Source organism: Collinsella aerofaciens (genome assembly GCF_039752985.1).
Lineage (GTDB): Bacteria > Actinomycetota > Coriobacteriia > Coriobacteriales > Coriobacteriaceae > Collinsella > Collinsella aerofaciens_BT.
The window spans coordinates 2,229-20,866 of the sequence record NZ_JBDMHA010000004.1 but is presented as its reverse complement, the minus strand read 5'-3'; the positions used below and the strand labels follow the sequence as shown (position 1 = coordinate 20,866).

10 protein-coding genes are annotated in these 18,638 nt (G+C 62.8%); 7 read left to right on the top strand and 3 right to left on the bottom strand.

Features of this window, described 5'->3' with window-relative positions; translation table 11 throughout:
• Positions 1-12 precede the first annotated feature (12 nt).
• Positions 13-1,056: a M42 family metallopeptidase gene (locus tag ABHR76_RS01030; protein ID WP_346976541.1), complete on the top strand. Its 1,044-nt coding sequence runs from the start codon at positions 13-15 to the stop codon at positions 1,054-1,056.
• A gap of 136 nt (positions 1,057-1,192) precedes the next feature.
• Here ABHR76_RS01030 and mnmA read toward each other — a convergent pair whose 3' ends face one another.
• A complete protein-coding gene (mnmA, locus tag ABHR76_RS01025; RefSeq protein WP_346976574.1) occupies positions 1,193-2,416 on the bottom strand; it encodes a tRNA 2-thiouridine(34) synthase MnmA in 1,224 nt (407 codons plus the stop codon).
• A gap of 57 nt (positions 2,417-2,473) precedes the next feature.
• Complete coding sequence (cysK, locus tag ABHR76_RS01020; protein WP_346976540.1) at positions 2,474-3,412, bottom strand: cysteine synthase A; 939 nt, start codon at positions 3,410-3,412, stop codon at positions 2,474-2,476.
• Between the two features lie 253 nt (positions 3,413-3,665).
• Here cysK and ABHR76_RS01015 point away from each other — a divergent pair, with 253 nt between their 5' ends.
• Positions 3,666-4,094: an RrF2 family transcriptional regulator gene (locus ABHR76_RS01015; protein ID WP_022094857.1), complete on the top strand. Its 429-nt coding sequence runs from the start codon at positions 3,666-3,668 to the stop codon at positions 4,092-4,094.
• A gap of 138 nt (positions 4,095-4,232) precedes the next feature.
• Here the strand turns inward: ABHR76_RS01015 and ABHR76_RS01010 are convergent, their stop codons facing one another.
• Entirely contained in the window at positions 4,233-4,598 is a 366-nt protein-coding gene (locus ABHR76_RS01010; protein WP_346976539.1) for a phage holin family protein, read from the bottom strand.
• Positions 4,599-4,922: 324 nt separating this feature from the next.
• Between ABHR76_RS01010 and ABHR76_RS01005 the strand changes: the two genes are divergently transcribed.
• The 5 genes from ABHR76_RS01005 to ABHR76_RS00985 all read left to right on the top strand — a co-directional run.
• The gene (locus ABHR76_RS01005) at positions 4,923-5,222 is read left to right on the top strand and encodes a YerC/YecD family TrpR-related protein (protein WP_022094855.1); all 300 of its coding nucleotides are present in this window, start codon (positions 4,923-4,925) and stop codon (positions 5,220-5,222) included.
• A gap of 183 nt (positions 5,223-5,405) precedes the next feature.
• Positions 5,406-8,540: a PD-(D/E)XK nuclease family protein gene (locus tag ABHR76_RS01000; protein WP_346976538.1), complete on the top strand. Its 3,135-nt coding sequence runs from the start codon at positions 5,406-5,408 to the stop codon at positions 8,538-8,540.
• A 3-nt stretch (positions 8,541-8,543) separates the two neighbouring features.
• On the top strand, positions 8,544-12,170 hold the full coding sequence (locus tag ABHR76_RS00995; protein WP_346976537.1) for a UvrD-helicase domain-containing protein: 3,627 nt from the start codon (positions 8,544-8,546) through the stop codon (positions 12,168-12,170).
• 175 nt (positions 12,171-12,345) lie between these two features.
• Positions 12,346-16,149, top strand: coding sequence for a DNA polymerase III subunit alpha (dnaE, locus tag ABHR76_RS00990; RefSeq protein WP_346976536.1), 3,804 nt, complete (start codon positions 12,346-12,348; stop codon positions 16,147-16,149).
• 28 nt (positions 16,150-16,177) lie between these two features.
• Positions 16,178-18,638, top strand: a 2,461-nt coding sequence (locus ABHR76_RS00985; RefSeq protein WP_346976535.1) for an SNF2 helicase associated domain-containing protein, incomplete at its 3' end; no start/stop codon positions are given.

The following is an 18,638-nucleotide window of genomic DNA, read 5'->3' as shown; positions in this document are numbered from 1 at the left end:
GGAAGGATGCACATGGCTTCTGTAATCGATGCTTCTCTAGAGGAGACGCTCTCCTATATCGCGGGACAGCTTAAGACACTGACTTCTATTGCTTCGCCGACGGGCTATACCCGTGCGGCGACTGATTATCTGATGGAGACCCTGCGCGATATGGGGTTTGGGCCTGAGCGTTCCAATAAGGGTAACGTGCTCGTTGAGCTTGGTGGCGAGGGTGAGCCGCTCGTACTGGCGAGCCATGTCGATACCCTGGGCGCCATGGTGCGTTCCATTAAGGACAATGGTCGCCTGCGCCCCACGACGCTCGGCGGGCATCAGTGGTCTACGGCCGATGGCGAGAACTGCACCGTCTACACGCGCGACGGCAATGTCTACACGGGCGTGGTCCTCAATACCGAGCCTTCGGCGCATGTGGCCGACGAGCCGGTCAAGACCATCGAGAAGAACATGGAAATCCTGCTCGATGAGAATGTCGACAGCAAGGACGATGTGCTTGAGCTGGGCATTCAGACCGGCGACATCATCGCTATGGATCCGCGTACCACGGTGACGGAGAGCGGCTACATCAAGAGCCGCTTCCTGGATGACAAGCTATCGGCCGCCATTTTGTTGGGCTTGGCGCGTGCCGTCGCCGCTGGCGAGGTGACGCTTTCGCGTAAGGTTTCGCTGCTCTTTACCGTGTACGAGGAGGTGGGCCACGGCGGCGCCTTCGTGCCGGCCGACACGCGCGAGATGATCAGCGTTGACATGGGCTGCGTGGGCGACGACCTAGGCTGCACCGAGCACATGGTGTCGATCTGCGCCAAGGATTCGGGCGGTCCGTACAACTACGACCTGGTGACGGCGCTGTCCAATATCGCGCGCGAGCTTGAGCTCGATTACGCTATCGACGTGTATCCGCATTACGGTTCGGACGTCGAAGCCACGCTCTCTGCCGGCTACGACATTCGCCATGGTCTGATCGGCCCCGGCGTGTATGCGAGCCACAACTACGAGCGTAGCCACGTGGACGGCGTGCGCAACACCTTCGAGCTCGTCCGCGCCTACGTACAGCGCTAGCGATGCAGCGGCCTCGGCTGATACGGCAGTACCGACCGAGGCCGTCCTCTCTAAGTTGCGGTGAAATAGGGACTGTTTGGCGGTTTTAAACGCTTAAACAGTCCCTATTTCACCGCAACTTATGAAGGGGATGGGGCTACTTGATGGCGCCGGTCACGGTACCGCCGCCCAAGACGATGTCGCCGCGGTAGACTACAACGGCTTGGCCGGGGGCGATGGCTCGCTGCGGCTCGTCAAAAGTCAGCAGCATTTGCCCGTCTTCGTCACGCGTAAGGGTCGCTGCCTGGTCTTTCTGACGGTAGCGGTACTTGGCGCCCACGCGAATGCCGCCGGCATTGAGCTCCGCCTCCATGCGGTCGGCAGGGGCGCTCCAAATCCAGTCGTTGGCCGTGAGCGCTGTGGCCGTCAGGTCCTCGGCCTCGCCCAGATGCACAATGTTGCTGGCGGCATCGACGCCCGTTACGTACACGGGATGCGCCATCGCGACGCCCAGACCCTTGCGCTGGCCGATGGTGTAGCGCAGTGCGCCGTTATGACGTCCGACCACGCTGCCGTCGCGCCACACAATGTCGCCCGGTGCAGCGGGATGTCCGCAGCGGCGCTCGATATAGCCCGCGTAGTCGCCGTCCGCGATAAAGCAGATATCCTCGCTCTCGGCTTTCTGGGCGTTGATGAAGCCCTGCTCGGCGGCAATGCGGCGCACGTCGCGCTTTTTGTCCAGCCCAGCCAGTGGAAAGATCGTGCGTGCCAGGCGCTCTTGCGTGAGCGAATACAAAAAGTAGCTTTGGTCCTTTTTGGGATCTTCGCCGCGGTTCAGCTGCCAGGTGCCGTCGGACGCTTGGCTCGTTTTGGCGTAGTGACCTGTGGCGATGTAGTCGCAGCCCATATCGAGTGCCGCATCGAGCAGCGCGCCAAACTTAATATGGCGGTTGCAGATGATGCATGGGTTGGGCGTCAGCCCTTCCTGGTAGGCGGTCACGAAGCGCTCGATAACGTTGCGATCGAAGGTCTGCTGCAGGTCGAGCACGTGGTGGGGTATCCCCAGGCGCTCGGCGACGGCCTTTGCATCGGCGATGTCGCGGTCGACTTTGCTCATGCCCGTGACGGGATCGGGCGCGGGACAGGTGAGGCGCATGGTGGCGCCGACGCATTCGTAGCCCTGGCTTTTGAGCAGGTACGCAGTCACGCTGGAATCGACGCCGCCGCTCATGGCGACGAGCACGCGCTTGTTGTGCATGGGGAGGTTCTCCTTGGTGGCATGTGGCCAAAAAAGAAAAGCGGCGCGGGAGGCTGGTTCCGCGCCGCAGACATTGTAGCAAGTTCGGACGTCTCGTGGGACACCCTGATGGGATGGGCTCAGACTGCCGGGAGAGGGGAGACCGGTTCGCCCTGGGCTCAGCCTATGGGCGACGGGCCCTTAGTCCTGGAACAGTGCCGTGGACAGGTAGCGCTCGCCGGTGTCGGCAAGCAGGGCCACGATGGTCTTGCCCTCGTTCTCGGGGCGCTTGGCCAGCTGCAGCGCGGCCCACACGGCGGCACCGGACGAAATGCCCACGAGCACGCCCTCCTTGTGGCCCACGGCACGACCGGTGGCAAAGGCGTCCTCGTTCTCGACGGGGATGATCTCGTCGTAGACTCGGGTGTCGAGGACGTCGGGCACAAAGCCGGCGCCGATGCCCTGGATCTTGTGCGGGCCGGCCTGGCCCTTAGAGAGCACCGGGGAGGTAGCGGGCTCGACGGCGACGACCTGAATTTCGGGGTTCTGCTCCTTGAGGAACTCGCCCACGCCGGTTACGGTGCCGCCGGTGCCGACGCCGGCGACGAAGATGTCGACCTTGCCGTCGGTATCATCCCAGATCTCGGGGCCGGTTGTGGCCTTGTGGACGGCGGGGTTGGCGGGGTTCACAAACTGGCCGGCGATAATGCTGTTGGGGGTCTCCTTCTGCAGCTCCTCGGCCTTGGCGATGGCGCCCTTCATGCCCTTGGAGCCGTCGGTGAGCACGAGCTGTGCGCCGTATGCCTGCATAAGCTTGCGGCGCTCGACGGACATAGTCTCGGGCATGGTGATGATCACCTTGTAGCCGCGAGCCGCCGCCACCGAGGCGATGCCAACGCCGGTATTGCCGCTCGTGGGCTCGATGATGGTGTAGTCTCCGCCGCGCACGAGCTTGCCGGCCTTCTCGGCCTCGTCGATCATGTTCTTGGCGACGCGGTCTTTGACGGACCCGGCGGGGTTGAAGTATTCCAGCTTGACGAGCACGCGGGCCTTGAGGTCCTCATCGGCCTCAAAGTGAGTGAGCTCCAGAAGCGGGGTGTGGCCGATAAGCTGATCGATGGACGTATAAACATTGCTCATGGTGAACCTCCAAAGTGTTCAAATGACTGGATACCGTGTGGTTTTACGGTGTGTACAGCAGCGAAACCCATAAACCTTATGGGTTGTTCTTTTTGCTGTTGGCAAGCATAGTAGACAGTAAAGCCTAGTAACGCAATAGGAAATAGAAGATTATTACGAGTCGATTAACCAGCTTGACGGGAATAGGTATTTTCAAAACCAATTTTTCGGCTAGAATTTCTACGAATTAACAGACCGAAAGGCAGCAATATATATGTTGGTTTCCACAAAGGGCAGATATGCCCTGCGCGTTATGGTTGACCTGGCCGAGCACCAGGCGGCAGGCCGCATTCCCCTCAAAGAGATCGCCGCGCGTCAGGGGATTTCGGAGAAATATCTGGAGAACATTTTGGCCACGCTCGTGCGCGCCAATATGCTCTCGGGCATGCGCGGCAAAGGCGGCGGCTACGTGCTCACGCGCCCGCCCGAGCAGTACACGGTGGGCGAGATCTTGCGCCTGACCGAGGGCAGCCTGGCGCCGGTCGCATGCCTGGACGGCGACTGCAAGGGCTGTTCACGTTCGGATGAGTGTCCCACACTCGACGTGTGGAAGAACCTGGACAAGCTCATCAATGACTACCTCGACGGCGTGACGCTCGATCAACTTGTCGCTCCCAACCATGGTTACGACTACGTCATCTAACCCATACTCGCCATTTGGGGACGGGGTGGAAATGGTAGATTCTCTCGCCCTTTGAGACTTGAAAAATAAGAAGGCCGCCCATTTTTGCGATGGGCGGCCTTTGTTTTGGGTCGATATGACGGTTCGTATTGAACAGTTCTAGCCCTCGGCGATGCTGTCGAGAATGCTGCGCATGATGGATACCAGGATGCTGCCCATAAAGGCCGACCCAAAGTTGGCGATGGAGATACCCGCGCCCAGCAGATTGACCGACAGGTAGCTGGCCAGCTCGAGCATAAAGCTGTTGACTACGAGCTGAAAAATACCAAGCGTGATAATAGTGAGCGGCAGCGAGATGACCGTCAGGAACGGCTTGACGAGCGAGTCGACGATGTTGAGGAACAGTCCCACAAAGGCAAAGCAGACCCAGGCCTCGGCAAAGCCGAAGGGTTGGATACCAGGGACGAGGAACGTGGCGATCGCGATGGCGATCGAGGTGAAGAGCCAGTTAAGCATAAAGCGCATGGCGTGAATCCTTTCTTGCGCCGGGGTTGCTGGCGTCGCGTGAAGCGGCTTGCGGCGGCGACCTGGATGGTTGCGCGGGCGCGCCGCGGTGTTTGGGCGCCCATTGTCTCAAATATTCGTGGAGCTTACGTGCGCATACGGTTTCTAAACGGCGTTCGTCCTGAAAAACGCGCCGCTGGCAGAGAGTCTTGTCGCTTTAGTTTGGTGGTGTGCTACACTGCTACGGGCAGAAGCCACAGGCGTTGCCCTATTGCATAGAACGGGCGAACGATGCCCGATGTCAGTATCAACTTCGATGCCTTTTGGCGGGTTTGGCGGTGATCGATGAATATCGAGAACATGTTTGACAAGCCTGATGTCAAGCAGCTGGTCCACGCATTTAGTCTTTTGGATGACGAGAAGGATATCCAAGCGTTTTTGACCGATATCTGCACGCCGCGCGAGATCTGCGACCTTTCTCAGCGTTTGCAGGTTGCGCGCTATTTGGACGAGGGCGAGCCTTATGTTGAGGTTCAGGCCCGTACCGGCGCTTCGTCCACCACGGTGAGCCGCGTTTCAAAGGCGCTCAACGGCGAGTACGGTGGCTACCGCAAGATCCTCATTAAGTTGGAGGATGGCGAGTAGGCCGCGCCAAAAACGAATTGTGCAAAACCGCTCCCCCGGGGGCGGTTTTTATATGCCCGCAATCGGCTGGTGCGTTGGGGTCAGGTTGCTTTGTACCAAAAGATGGAGCTGCGGTGGCAATGTGTCCGCGTGGGCGGGTAGGATGGATACATTGATTATTGCGAACAGTTTGAGCGGAGGACCATGCCTGTTCGAATCTATACCACCAATGCCGGCACGGATTTGAGCGATGCCGAGTCGGCACTGCTTGCCGACCTTATTGACTGCCACGGACGTGCCGTGCTGCTGGCGCCTACGTATGCCGAGCTCGACCTGTGCCGTCATGATGCGGCGGAAGCCGGGATTTCGCTGGGTATTGACTACAAGACGCCTACATCGTGGCTTCGCTCGCTTTGGGAGCTTTTGGGCGACGGGCGTGATTTCGTCGACAACCTGCAGCGCCAGATGCTGTTCTCGGACATGGTCACGCGTCTCGACGATGCCGATTTGCAGCCGCTTTCGCGCAGCCAGGGCACGGTGCGCATGCTCGCGCGCATGGCCCGCGACGTGCTGCCGGGTGTGGCGGGGACGGGTGCCGAACGATGCCGTGGCGACAACTGCCAGCCGGAGCCAAAAAGCGATGCCGAGGCTCGTGTGTTCGAGCTTTTGCGCGCCTACGCGGACGGTTTGGACCGTCGAGATATGGTCGAGCCCTGCGAGGCGGCTGACATTATGGCCGGTGCCCTGGCCGATAACCTGCCGGCGTGCGCCCGCGCCGTATGCGTGCGCGGTATCACGTCGTTTACGCACGGCCTGCTCGAGCTGCTGTCTGCCGTGGCGAACAATGGGGGAGAGGTCGTCGTGCTGCTTGCCTGCGAGCAGGCGGCGATGCGCGAGGAGCTTGCCACGGCATTTGATGCCCGCGGTGTGCTGTTTGAGGTCGCGCCGCTGGGGGAGGACGCCGTCGCGTCTGATGCCGCTTGCGGGCCCTCCGCTCAGCCTGCCTTTATTGAGGTCGCCGGCCCCCATGCCCGTGCCCATGCTTATGCGGACGCCATCGATAAGTTGGTGAAGGCGCACAAGGAGTCCAAGGCCGCTAAAACTACGGCAACGCCCGCCGACCCCGCGCGCGTGCTCGTTGTTTCTGCCCGGGCACCCCAGCTGTTCGGTGAGCTCGCCTCTCGTCTGGCGGCTCGTCATATCGCCGCCGAGACAGTTGAGTTTACGGCGTTTTCCCAATCCATTGCGGGCAGGCAGTTTGCGGCGCTCGCCGGCCTGATCGAGCGTATGAAGGCCGCCGATGAGGGCATGGCGTCAAAGACCGAGTGGTGGCCCGCGCCGGAGCTTACCGACTGGATCTACAGTCCGCTTTCGGGCGCTGATGCCGTCAATGCCCGTACCTTCGATAAGAATATGCGTCTTTCGCGCAGCAAGACTACCGCGGGCGTTAAGAGCCTGCTGCAGAGTGTCCAAGGCCAGGTAAGGGGCGCGCGCAAGGCGGCGAGCGACGAGAACTGGTTTAAGAACGTGCCGTGTGTGGTCTCGGACGTGTTCCAGGCGCTGTGGCGTGACAAGCCCGTGACGGCGCTCAAGGCCATGCTTGCCGTTGCCGAGGCGTTGCCCGATCGCTCGCTGGGCAGCTTGGATGGCCAAGCCCGTCGCCAGGCGGAGGTGGCCCTGCTGCGCCATGTCATCGACATCCTTATGAATGGCGCTCGCGCGCTCGACGTGTCGCAGGCTGCGACCGTGCCCGTGCTCGACGGCATTCGCACCAAGGTGGACAAGCGTAGCGCCGCCTACGATTACGAGACCCACGAGGTCGACCGCGCGCCGCGCGCCCAGGTGCGCTTTGCGTCGCTTGCCGATGCGGCGGCTCTGCGCCCCGGCAGCTACGATGCCGTGCTGTTTGCCGATGTCGATCTGGACAGCTATCCGCTCTCACACGAGGAGGGGCCGCTGGCCACGCTGACGGCGAGCCTTGGTCGCGAGAGCGTGACGCTTGAGCCCGCGGCTTTGCTGCGCGTGCGCTTTGGCCACGCGATGCAGGCGGCACGCGGCCCTGTTGTGCTTGCACGCGTGACGCACGATCGCCAGGCGCGCGAGTGCTATCCGGCTGCTGTGTGGACCGAGTTGCGGGCGCATGCCGAGGCCGCTGACGATGCTAAGGCCGCTGACGATGCTAAGGCCGCTGACGCCGACAAGGCGAAGTGCGTGGGTGAGGGCGATATCGTCGCCGATTTTGATCCAGCGGCCGGCGAGGGCATCGAGTGCAAGCGCGTCGCGTGCGAGGCTCCTCAGCATTTGAGTGAAGCGGCTGTGCCGTACCTGGTCCTGCGTCGCCGCGACGGTGAGGGCGAGGACGCGCCGCTTGTGCCGCGCCTGACGTCCGCCTCGCAGATCGAGGCCTATTCCACCTGCCCGCTGTGCTGGTTTGTCTCGTATCGCGTCAAGCCCCAGTCTATCGACGCGGATTTTGGCAACATGGAGAAGGGCAACTTCGTCCACGACGTGCTGGAGCACCTGCATGCCCGTCTGCCCCAAGAGGGCATGGAGCGCGTGACGCCCGAGAACTTGCCGCGCGCACAGGAGCTGCTGCGCGAGATCTTTGCCGAGACCTTGGCCGAGCATGCGGGCAAGCGCGGTACCGAGGGCCCGCTGGTGCCGCTCTCCCCGGTGGAGGAGCGTCAGGTGGCCGAGATCTTGCCGCAGCTGGAAGGCGTGCTCGCCTACGAGTCCGAGGCGCTTGCCCCCTTTGCCCCGCGCTACCTTGAGTTCGCCTTTAATGAGCTTAAGGTCGAGTATGCCGGTTGGCCGCTCGGCGGGCGTATCGACCGCGTTGACGTGGATGCCGAGAATCGCGCCGTGGTGATTGACTACAAGCATCGTTCGGGTGTCGAGGAGTTTAAACTCGCCGACCCTACGGTGCGCGACGAAGAGTCGGGCGAGGCCCCCATCGACGACCCGCGTTGGCTGCCGCCCCATACCCAGACACTCATCTACGCGCAGGCCATGCGTCGGGCGCTGGGCCTAGATACCCGTGCTGCGCTCTATTTTTCGACCAAGGGCGGCAAGCCCGCGCTGCGCGGCGCCGCAAGTGCCGAGCTGCTCGAGGAAGGGCGCGGCGACGGTCGCATCCCGGGCCTTAAGAAGGGCTTCCCGGGCGAGGGCGGCAACATGGACTTCGATGTGCTGCTCGATCGCGTGGAGACCGGCATTGCCGAGCGGCTGCGCGAACTCGAGGCGGGCGTCGTGACGGCGGTCGATCCGACATCGGCGCAAGCCGCGCATGCGCGCTGCTCGTATAACCACGAAGGAACGTTTGTAAGGAGGGACGTGTAGACCATGGATCTTTCGACTTTGATGCCGCAACAGCTGCAAGTCGTCAAAACGCTCGACCGCCCGTTGTTTGTCTCGGCGGGTGCCGGCTCGGGCAAGACCTTTACCCTCACGCGCCGCATCGTCTATGCGCTCTCGCCCGAATCCGGTCCGTTTGTCGAGCATCTGGATCAGGTGCTCGCCATTACCTTTACCAAAGACGCCGCGGCCGAGATTCGCGACCGTGTGCGCCGTGCGCTTATCGAAGAGGGTATGGACGAAGAGGCCCTGACGGTCGACGACGCTTGGATTTCGACCATCCACGGCATGTGCTCGCGCATCCTGCGCGCGCACGCGCTGGAGCTGGGCATCGACCCCGAGTTCACGGTGCTCACCGATACCGACGAGCTTATGGATCAGGCTGTCGAGCATGTGCTGGGGCGTGCGACGGCGCCCGACGTCGCGCCCGAGCTCGCCGCTTCGCTTAAGACCCTCTACGCCTGGTATCCCATGGCGGGCGAGGGCGGGCCGTTTGGCGCCGGTACCACCATCAAAGGCCTGGTGCGCGACCTGCTGGAGCTATCGAGCCAGCTTCCGGGCGGCATGGACGATGTGCGCGTGGCGCGTGGCCAGGCCGACACCTCGGCGCTTGCCGATGCTTATCGTGCGGCGCTGGGCACAAGCAAGGCCACGACCGAGAAAGCGCAGGTGGCACTCGACGCCATCGACGCGTTTGAGGCGAGCGGCAAAACCATGGAGGATGCGGCGCGACTCATGATGTCGTGCGGCATGCCGCGCGCGAGCAAGGCGTTTCCTAAGGAGCAGGTGGAGCTACTCAAGGCCGAGGCAGCCGATGCGTTTATCAATATCGTGCTTGCCTGCGGCGGCCCGGCGCTCGATGCACTGGTGGGGCTTGCCCGTGCCGTAGAGGCGGAGTACCGTGCGCTCAAGGCCGACCAGTCCGCGCTCGACAATAACGATCTGTTGCGCATGGCGTACGGGGCGCTGCGCGATTATCCCGCCATCCGAGCCGCCTACGAGGGCCGCTTTAAGATGGTCATGATCGATGAGTTTCAGGATACCGACCAGATGCAGGTCGATTTGATTCGCTATCTGACGGGCGCGGGGGAGCGCGCGCTGTGCACCGTAGGCGATGCGCAGCAGTCGATCTACCGCTTCCGAGGCGCCGAGGTTGAGGTGTTTCGCCGCCAGGAGCGCAAGGTGGGCTCCTCTGCTGCGCCCGAGACGGCTGTCGCATCCGATGCCCCCGCCGGCGAGCTCGTCAAGCTTGTCCGCAACTTCCGCAGCCACGACGAGGTGCTGCGCTACGTGGCGCGCGTCTTTGACGGCGACACCGGTGGTTTGATGCAGGGGTTCTTGGATCTTGAGCCGAGTGACGATCGCGAGGACAAGCTCAAGGCAAAGGCTTCGCGCCGCCAGGCGATCTTCGTTGCCGGTGGCAGCACGCAGGAGCGAACGCAGGCGAAAGCTCGTGCGATTGCAGAGCGGTTCCAAGCGCTCGTCAAAGCGGGGCAGCCCCAGGGCGATATGGTGTTGCTGCTGGGTCGCATGACCAATGCCGACGTCTACGCACAGGCCTTCCGTGACCAGGGGCTCGACTGCGTCATCGCGGGCGGCTCAGTCTTTGCCCAAGCTGCCGAGGTGCAGACGGTGCGCGCCCTGGTGTGCGCACTTGCCAATCCGGCCGATACGGCGCAGGGTCTTATGCCGCTGCTGGCCTCGCCGATGTTTGCACTCGGCGCCCAGGAGTTCCTGGCGCTGGCGACCAAACTCGACGAGCAGACGGGCGAGACGTCGCGTCGCAACATCGATGCGGGCATCATGAGCGATTCCGATGTGCCGGGCTTGCAGGGCTTGCCGCTCGTAACGCGCGCCCGCGAGGTGCTGCGCTATGCACTACGTCGCGTGGGGCGTGATTCGTTCGCCGCCGTCGCGCGCGACGTGGTCAATGCCTCCGGCTGGTTCGTGCGTCTGGCGCAGCGCGGCCCCGAGGGCAAGGCCATTGCCGCCAACGTGCTCAAGGCGCTCGACGCCGTGGCCGAGGCAGAGACCGAGCTCGGCAATTCTCCGCGCTCCATTGCGCTCGCCTTCGACCGCTTCTTGGCGGGCAAGGAGGCCCCGGGCGCCCTCAACGAGGAGGGTGACGGTGCGGTGCGCATCATGACGGTGCACGCCTCCAAAGGTCTGGAATATCCGGTCGTGGCGGTCGCGGAGTGCTTTGGCGTGCGTAAGTCCTCGGGTGCGGCGCAGATGGGTCGCGTCGAGGGTGGAGCGCAGGTCGTGGCACTGCCGGCACGCTTCGACGGCGTTAAGCTCGCCGACGGAACCTTTGTGAAGGGCGACGACGTTAAAAAGCAGTTTGAGCATGCGTTTAAGGGCAAGGGCACGTCGCTGTGGTTGCCGCCGGAGCTCATGGAGGACGTCTGTGCGACGGGTTCTCCCGCCGAGGCATTTGCTCGCTTGCGCAACGACGACCTTCAGCTTTCGCTCGAAGAGCGGGCTCGTTTGCTCTATGTCGCCATGACGCGTGCGCGCGAGCTGGTGATCTTGGCGATGGATGCCGGCGTGAGCCGTGGCAAGGTGACGGCGCCGACCTTCGACGTCGAGACCGATCTGACCTACGACGTGCTGCGCCGTATTTTGCCGACCGACGCTCTGGGCATGCCGCAGCTCGATGCCGACCGCCTGGTGTTCGACAACTCCCAGCCGGGCGACTACGAGCTCATCACGCTGGCGAACTTTACCTTTGGCGAGCAGGCGTTTGAGGCCAACGCTTCACTGGATGCCGAGGGCAGGCTTGTTCGCGGCGATGTCGATGTCGCTGATAATGCTGCGCACTCAACTGTGCCCGGTCCTGCCGACCCCGAGCCCGATTCGTTTGAGCTTGTGTATCCCCAGGCAGTGGGCGTGCGCATGGGCATCTGTCCGTATCCGATGCGTGATTCGTATAGCTACTCGTCAATCGCCGCGGCGCTCCATGCCGAGGCGGAAGATCGTTCCGCCGAGGCGCGTGTTCCCATGGACGAGGCCGGCGATGATGCGGAGTCGGATGGATCGGAGATGACGGATGCAGACGTGGCCGCCGTTGAGCCCGCCGGCAACCCCATGGCGCTGGGCTCGGCGTTCCATGCCGCCTGCCAGTGGCTGATCGAGATGGGTGCCGATGCGCTGCCCGCTGAGCGTGCCGATGCGCTGGCGCGCCTGTGGTGCCTGACGCCGGAGCAGCGTGAACGCTTCGACGTTGCCCTGGACCGCTGGCTCAAGTCGGCTGTTCGCGCCGACCTGCTCGCGTGGCCGTGCATCCGTGCCGAGGTGCCGTTCTTCTCACTGGGCTGCGAGGACGAGGACATTGCCCGCTACGGCGCCTATGCCGAGGGCGCCATCGATGCACTGGCCACCGACCCGGCCGATCCGTCGTGTGCACTGGTCATCGACTACAAGACGGGCGGCACGCCGGACGAGACGCCGGAGCAGCTGCTCGAGAAGCACGCCTTGCAGGCACGTGTCTATTCGGATGTCCTGCACAAGGCGGGCTTTAAGACGGTGACGGTCAAGTTCGTCCGCGTGGAGCAGCCGGATCCAACCATCTTCGTCGAACCCGCCGAGCCCCAAGTAGTCACCTACAACTTCTAGTCCTCAGATAACTTGCGGTGGAATAGTTCCTGTATTGCGGCCCAGATGGCCCAAGCGGGAACTATTTCACCGCAACTCAAGAGGAGCCGTGTGGGTTTGGCTAGGTTCGGGTGCTGTCCGTGCCGTGGGGTAAAATCGTTCAGTCAGAACACGAACCCGCATCGGAGCTCATCACATGGCATTCGTCCATCTGCACAATCACACTGTTTTCTCCATGCTCGACGGCGCAACCCGTATCCAGGATATGGTCAACCGCGCCGTTGAGCTGGGCATGCCCGCCGTGGCCATTACCGACCACGGTTACATGTATGGCGTGCCCGACCTGGCGCTGGCCTGCGACGCCGTCAACCACAACACGCCCGAGTACAAAACCTGGAGCCACGACAAGGCCTTCCTGGAAAAGGACCGCCGCGACGAGCTGGTGGAGCCCGATCCCGAGGAAAACCCGCGCGAGCATGCCCAGTATGTGAAGGACATGGTCATGTGGGACGAGAAGGGCAACATCGACGAGCTCAAGCCGCCCCTGGTCATCAAGCCCATCTTTGGCTGCGAGGTCTACTTTACGCCGGACGAGACCCTTGCCCGCGACCACAAGCCCGAGCTCTACCACATGATCCTTCTGGCCAAGGACCAGGAGGGCTACGTCAACCTGATGCAGACGGTCTCCGAGGCCGCCGTGCAGGGCTTTTACTACAAGCCGCGCGTGACGCTCGACAACCTGCGCCGCCACGCCAAGGGCATGATCTGCACGAGCGCCTGCATCGCGGGCATCATCCCCAAGTACATCGACCGCGGTGACATGGAGGGCGCCATCAAGTGGGCCGAGACCTTCCGTGACACCTTCGAGCCCGGCGACTTCTACATCGAGATCCAGGAACACGGCATCACCACCGACAACGGCCTGACCGACGAGCAGATGGACCGCGCGCTCGTCGACATCGCCAAGCAGGTGGGCGTCAAGGTCATCGCCACCAACGATTTCCACTACCTGCGCCGCGAGGACGCGCCCGTGCAGGACGTCATCATGTGCATTGGCATGAACGCCAAGGTCGACGACCCTAACCGCATGCGCATGACCGGCTCGGAGTTTTACATGAAGACCGAGGAGGAGATGCGGGCGATGTTCCCGTATTGCCCCGAGGCCTGCGACAACACGCTCGAGATCGCCGACAAGTGTTACGTTGAGCTGGACTGGGACTCCATCATCCTGCCGCGCTTCCCGTTGCTCGACCCCGGCGAGACGCACGAGAGCCAGTTCCGCCGCGAGTGCGAGAAGGGCCTGCGTCAGCACTACGGTGACGACTGGGCCACGCGTGAGATCGGTGGCGTCAACATCAAAGAACGCTTTGAGTACGAATACAAGGTCATCTGCGACAAGGGCTTTGCCGCCTACTTTTTGATCGTTGCCGAGTACGTGCAATGGGCCAAGGACAACGGCATCGGCGTCGGCCCCGGCCGTGGCTCGGCCGCCGGCGCTATCGTCGCCTACGCCATGAACATCACCGCGTTCGATCCGCTCGAGAACGGCCTGATGTTCGAGAGGTTCCTGTCCCCGCAGCGTACCGAGATGCCCGATATCGATATGGACTTCGACGATGAGCGGCGCCTCGAGGTCGTGGAGCACGTTCGCCAGCTCTACGGCCCCGAGAAGGTCACCCACGTCATCACCTACTCGACCATTAAGGCCAAGCAGGCCATCAACGACGCCGCGCGCGTGCTGGACTATCCGGTCTACATGGGCCAGCGCCTGTCCAAGATGGTCTCGAGCGACCCCAAGGTCAAGCTCAAGCAGGTGCTCGAAAAGCAACCCGGCAAAGAGGATCTGTTTAACCCCGATTTTGCCGAGGCCTATAAAAAGGATGACGACGCCCGCCGCATCATCGACACGGCGCTCTCGATCGAGGGCCTCACCCGTGGCGAGGGTGTGCACGCGTGCGCCGTTCTGATCTGCCGCGATCCCGTCAACGAGCATGTGCCCACCAAGCTCGATACCAAGGGCGGCGTCGAGATTACTCAGTACGAGGGCCATACCGTTGCCGACATGGGCCTGCTCAAGATGGACTTCCTGGGCCTGCGCACGCTGACGGTTATCTCTAAGGCCAAGGCTAACATCAAAAAGAACTTCGGCATCGACATCAAAGAGGAAGAGATTCCCTTTGACGACCCCGAGATCTTTAAGCTCATGGGCTCCGGTCACACCGCTGGCGTCTTCCAGGTCGAGTCCGCCGGCATGACGGCCACGATCAAGAACATGAAGCCCACCGAGTACAAGCACGTCGTGGCATTGATCGCTCTGTACCGCCCGGGCCCGCTGGGCGCCGGCATGGTTTCGTCCTACATCAACCGCATGAACGGCAAGGAACCGGCCGTCTCCTACGACGACCGTCTGGACGACATCCTGGGCGAAACCTACGGCACCATGGTCTACCAGGAGCAGGTTATGCTCATCTCCGTCGAGATGTGCGGCTTCTCCAAGGGCGAATCGGACTCGCGTATCCGTAAGCCCGTGGCTAAGAAAAAGATCAAACTGCTCACGTCGACGGTGCTGCACTGGGAGGATGGCTCGGACGAGACCACCTACGACCACTGGATGAACGGCGCTATCAAGAACAACTACACGCGCGAGGTCGCCCAGAAGATTTGGGACGATGTTCTCGAATTCGCATCTTACGCCTTTAACAAGTCGCACTCTGCCGGCTACGCCATCCTGGTTATGCAGACGGCGTGGCTCAAGGCGCATTATCCGCACGAGTACATGGCGGCCGTCCTGACGTCCTACACGGGCAAGACCGACAAGATCGTTCACTACGTCTCGGCGTGCCGTCACGACGGCATCCCCGTGCTGTCGCCAGATGTCAACGAGTCCGGTACCGAGTTCACGGCTACCAAGGAAGGCGTGCGCTTTGGTCTGGCTGGCATCCGCGGCGTGGGCACCGGCGTGGCGCAGGCGATTATCGCCGAGCGCGAGGCGGGTGGTCCGTTTAAGACGCTGCACGACTTTGTCGAGCGCGTGGACTCGAGCCAGGCCAATCGTCGCGTGATCGAATCGCTCATCAAGGCAGGCGCCTTTGACTCCACGGGGTATCCGCGCCGCCAGATGATGCACTTTGTGGATAAGAACAACCCCGAGAACATCATCGATGCCGCGGTAAAGCGCCAGAAAGATCGCGCGAGCGGCCAGACGTCGTTCTTCGATATGTTTGGCGACGTTGAGGGCTCGGGCTTTGAGGTGAGCGTGCCCGATCCGGATGGCCAGGAGTGGGACCGTCACCTTAAGCTGAGCCAGGAGAAGGAGGTTCTGGGCATCTATGTCTCGGACCACCCGCTGCGCCCGTTTGAGTATGCGCTCAGCAAAGCGCGCGACTTCTCGTTCTCGCAGATCGACACCGGCTACGAAGTTCAGAATCCTACGGGCGGCACCATCAACCAGGAGATTCCCGAGGGCAAAGCGCTGTGGTGGGCCGGCATGGTCTCGAGCGTGTCCAAGCGCGTGACCAAAAACGGCGACCCCATGGGCATCGTGCAGCTCGAGGACATGGAAGGCGAGGCCACCGTCGTCGTGTTCCCCAAGACCTATAAAGAGGCCGAGGGGTACCTGTACGGCGAGGTCGATCCCGAGACCGGTGCGCAGCTGTCCGACGCCTTTGTGCGCATCAAGGGCAAACTCGAGCGCTCGGACCGCGGCGACCAGATCATCGCGCAGGAGATTGTGCCGCTTGAGCTCAACGAGGAGAACAACAAGCCCAAGGTGTTTGAGGTCATGGTGCCCAACAGCCGCTTTAGCCAGGGCAATATGGCGCGCCTGGCCACGGTGCTCACCGCTAACCCGGGCGGCGACCGCGTGGAGATCTTTATCGAGCAGGTGGACGGGCGCGTGCTGCGCGCCGAGGTGCCTGCCAAGGTCAACGCGCGCTCGATTCCGCTGCTGGCCGAGGCCAAGGCCATCGTCGGCAACCAAGGCCGCGTGACGGTTATCTAAGCTACCCCGGGTGAGATTGGAGGAAGTGATGGCGCAGGGGACGTTTGTGCAGGCGCTCCGGAAAGAGGCGGCGCTGAGCGGCACCTTTATGAAGGGCCGCTCGCTCATGCTCAACGGCGCCGTGCTGTCGATCGAGGACAGCGGCTCGCGCTTCTCCAAAAACGTGACGGTTGAGGGCTCGGTGCGCGGCTCGCGCGGCGACCTGTACAAGACGCATGTGGAACTCGACATGGACGAGCACGAGGTGATCGACTACGACTGCGATTGCCCCGCTGCCTATCGCTACCCCGGCATGTGCAAGCACGCCATCGCCACGGCGCTTGCGTATCTGGACGCAAGCGGCGCCGAGCCCGTCGAGGGCCTGCGCACACCGGTTCGCACGTTTACGGCGGCGCCTAAGCAAGCCGCGCGTCCTGCGTCTGCCGCACCGGCGGTCAACCCTAACTTTCCCTTCCCGGCGCCCGTCCCCACGAGCCCGAGCCTCATGAAGGCGCTCTCCGATCTTTCGGACGCGCGCATGGATGAGTTGGCGGGCATGCGCCGCAAGCTCGCCGGTACTGTCGACCCCGATGCCCCCAAGGCGGTGTTGGAGCCCTCGCTGGTGCCGTACTACAATCCGCTGTTTGCCGACCGCTTTAGCTGGGCGCTCGAGCTTCGCATCCGCTGCGGCTCGGTGTCCTACGTGGTCAAGGACATCGACGGCATGGCCGCCGCCTACGTGCGCGGCGGCACGTTCTCGTACGGCAAGAAGCTCACATTCCTCCATACGCCCGAGGCCTTTGACGAGGTTTCGGTGCGTCTGCTCGACCTTGTTGTGGCAACGGTTGTGTATCTGAGCGACATCACAAGCTCGCGTTCGGCGTCGTACGATTTTGCACGCAGCGGTTTTGTCGCCGAGCGCCAGCTGCCGCTGTCCGAGCATGACATCGTATATGTGCTGGACTTGCTGCGTGGCCGGACCATCTCCTTTGAGCCCGCCTGGTCGCGGGGAACGACGACGCATCGTTCCTACGAGGTAGCGGTTGAGTTGTCGCCGGTGGGGGAGGACGAGGCCTCGGCAAAACAACCGCCGCTCCTTGCCGCCAAGATCGCGCCGGCGGCCGGTGGCAGCTACGACCTGCGCCTGCCCGCCGATATGTACTGCTTTGCCTCGGGCGACGTTGCCTATCTGGTCGACGCGCACCGCGCGCGCCGCGCCGATGCGGCGTTTGCCCAGCATGCCGCACCGTTTCTGTCGCGTCTGCTGCCCTGTCGCGCGCCGGTCCATATCGCCGCCGAACAGGTGGGCGAATTCTGCCGCATGGCGCTGCCCGTGCTACGCGAATACACCGACCTCACCGCTCCCGCCGTGCTCGACACCGTGGCGCCCGAGCCGAGCTTTGCCATGGCAATCGGTGTCGATGATGGGCTTGTGACCTGCAAGATTACAGTTGCCTACGGCGACTGGTCGGCAGATCTCTTTAGCCTGGGCGCTCCGGGCAGCCTCTTCGAAGAGCAGCGACCGGGCGTGCCGCCGCGCGACGAGATAGCAGAGTTTCGCGTTATGGACACGGCGGCCCTGTATTTCGACTTTTACGAGGGTGGCCTGGCGTTTGAGGAGCGCGACGACGAGAGCCTGTTCCACTTGCTGACCGAGGGCCTGTCTGCCCTGTCCGAGCTGGGTGAGGTCATGCTCAGCGACCGCCTGCGCCAGGTCTCGGTTCGCCCTGCGCCCAAGCTCTCGGTGCGCGCGACCGTCAAGAGCAACCTGCTCGATGTCGAACTGGGCGCGAGCGGTCTTTCGGCGGCAGATCTTGCCATCTATCTCGATTCATATAAGCGCCACCAGACGTTTGCGCGTCTCACGTCGGGCGACATCATTCGCCTGGACGAGGGTGCCCGCGCCGCGTTTGGCCTTGCCGAGGATTTGGGGGTCGATGCTGTCGACCTGCTCGACGGCGTTTCGCTTCCCGCGTCGAGCACCCTGTTCGTCGATAGCATGCTTGCGCGCACACCCGCGCTCGAGGCCGATCGCGACGCGGCGTTCCGCCGTACCGTCGAGCGCCTGGACACGCTCGGCAAGATGGACTTTACGGTGCCGGCATCGCTCAAGGCAACGATGCGCGGCTACCAGGTCGACGGCTACCAGTGGCTTGGCTCGCTCGAACACCTGGGCCTTGGCGGCATCTTGGCCGACGATATGGGCCTGGGCAAAACACTGCAGATGATTGCGCACATTCTGGCGCGCGTGGAGGCGGGGGATACCAAGCCCACGCTCGTGGTATGCCCCGCGTCGCTCGTGTACAACTGGACTGCCGAGTTGGAGCGCTTTGCGCCCTCGCTTGATGTGTGCGCCATCGTGGGCGCCAAGGCGCAGCGTCGCGTACAGATTGCCGGCGTGGCCGAGCATAACGTGGTTGTAACGTCGTATGACCTTATGCGCCGCGATATCGATGAGTACGCCGGGCAGGATTTTGCCCGCGTGGTGCTCGACGAGGCCCAGTACATTA

What these genes read in the sequence shown, in the direction of transcription:
- ABHR76_RS01030 (WP_346976541.1), top strand. Translation starts at nt 13, where the DNA reads ATGGCTTCTGTAATCGATGCTTCTCTAGAGGAGACGCTCTCCTATATC.
- cysK (WP_346976540.1), bottom strand. Translation starts at nt 3,412, where the DNA reads ATGAGCAATGTTTATACGTCCATCGATCAGCTTATCGGCCACACCCCG.
- ABHR76_RS01015 (WP_022094857.1), top strand. Translation starts at nt 3,666, where the DNA reads ATGTTGGTTTCCACAAAGGGCAGATATGCCCTGCGCGTTATGGTTGAC.
- ABHR76_RS01010 (WP_346976539.1), bottom strand. Translation starts at nt 4,598, where the DNA reads ATGCGCTTTATGCTTAACTGGCTCTTCACCTCGATCGCCATCGCGATC.
- ABHR76_RS01005 (WP_022094855.1), top strand. Translation starts at nt 4,923, where the DNA reads ATGAATATCGAGAACATGTTTGACAAGCCTGATGTCAAGCAGCTGGTC.
- ABHR76_RS01000 (WP_346976538.1), top strand. Translation starts at nt 5,406, where the DNA reads ATGCCTGTTCGAATCTATACCACCAATGCCGGCACGGATTTGAGCGAT.
- ABHR76_RS00995 (WP_346976537.1), top strand. Translation starts at nt 8,544, where the DNA reads ATGGATCTTTCGACTTTGATGCCGCAACAGCTGCAAGTCGTCAAAACG.
- dnaE (WP_346976536.1), top strand. Translation starts at nt 12,346, where the DNA reads ATGGCATTCGTCCATCTGCACAATCACACTGTTTTCTCCATGCTCGAC.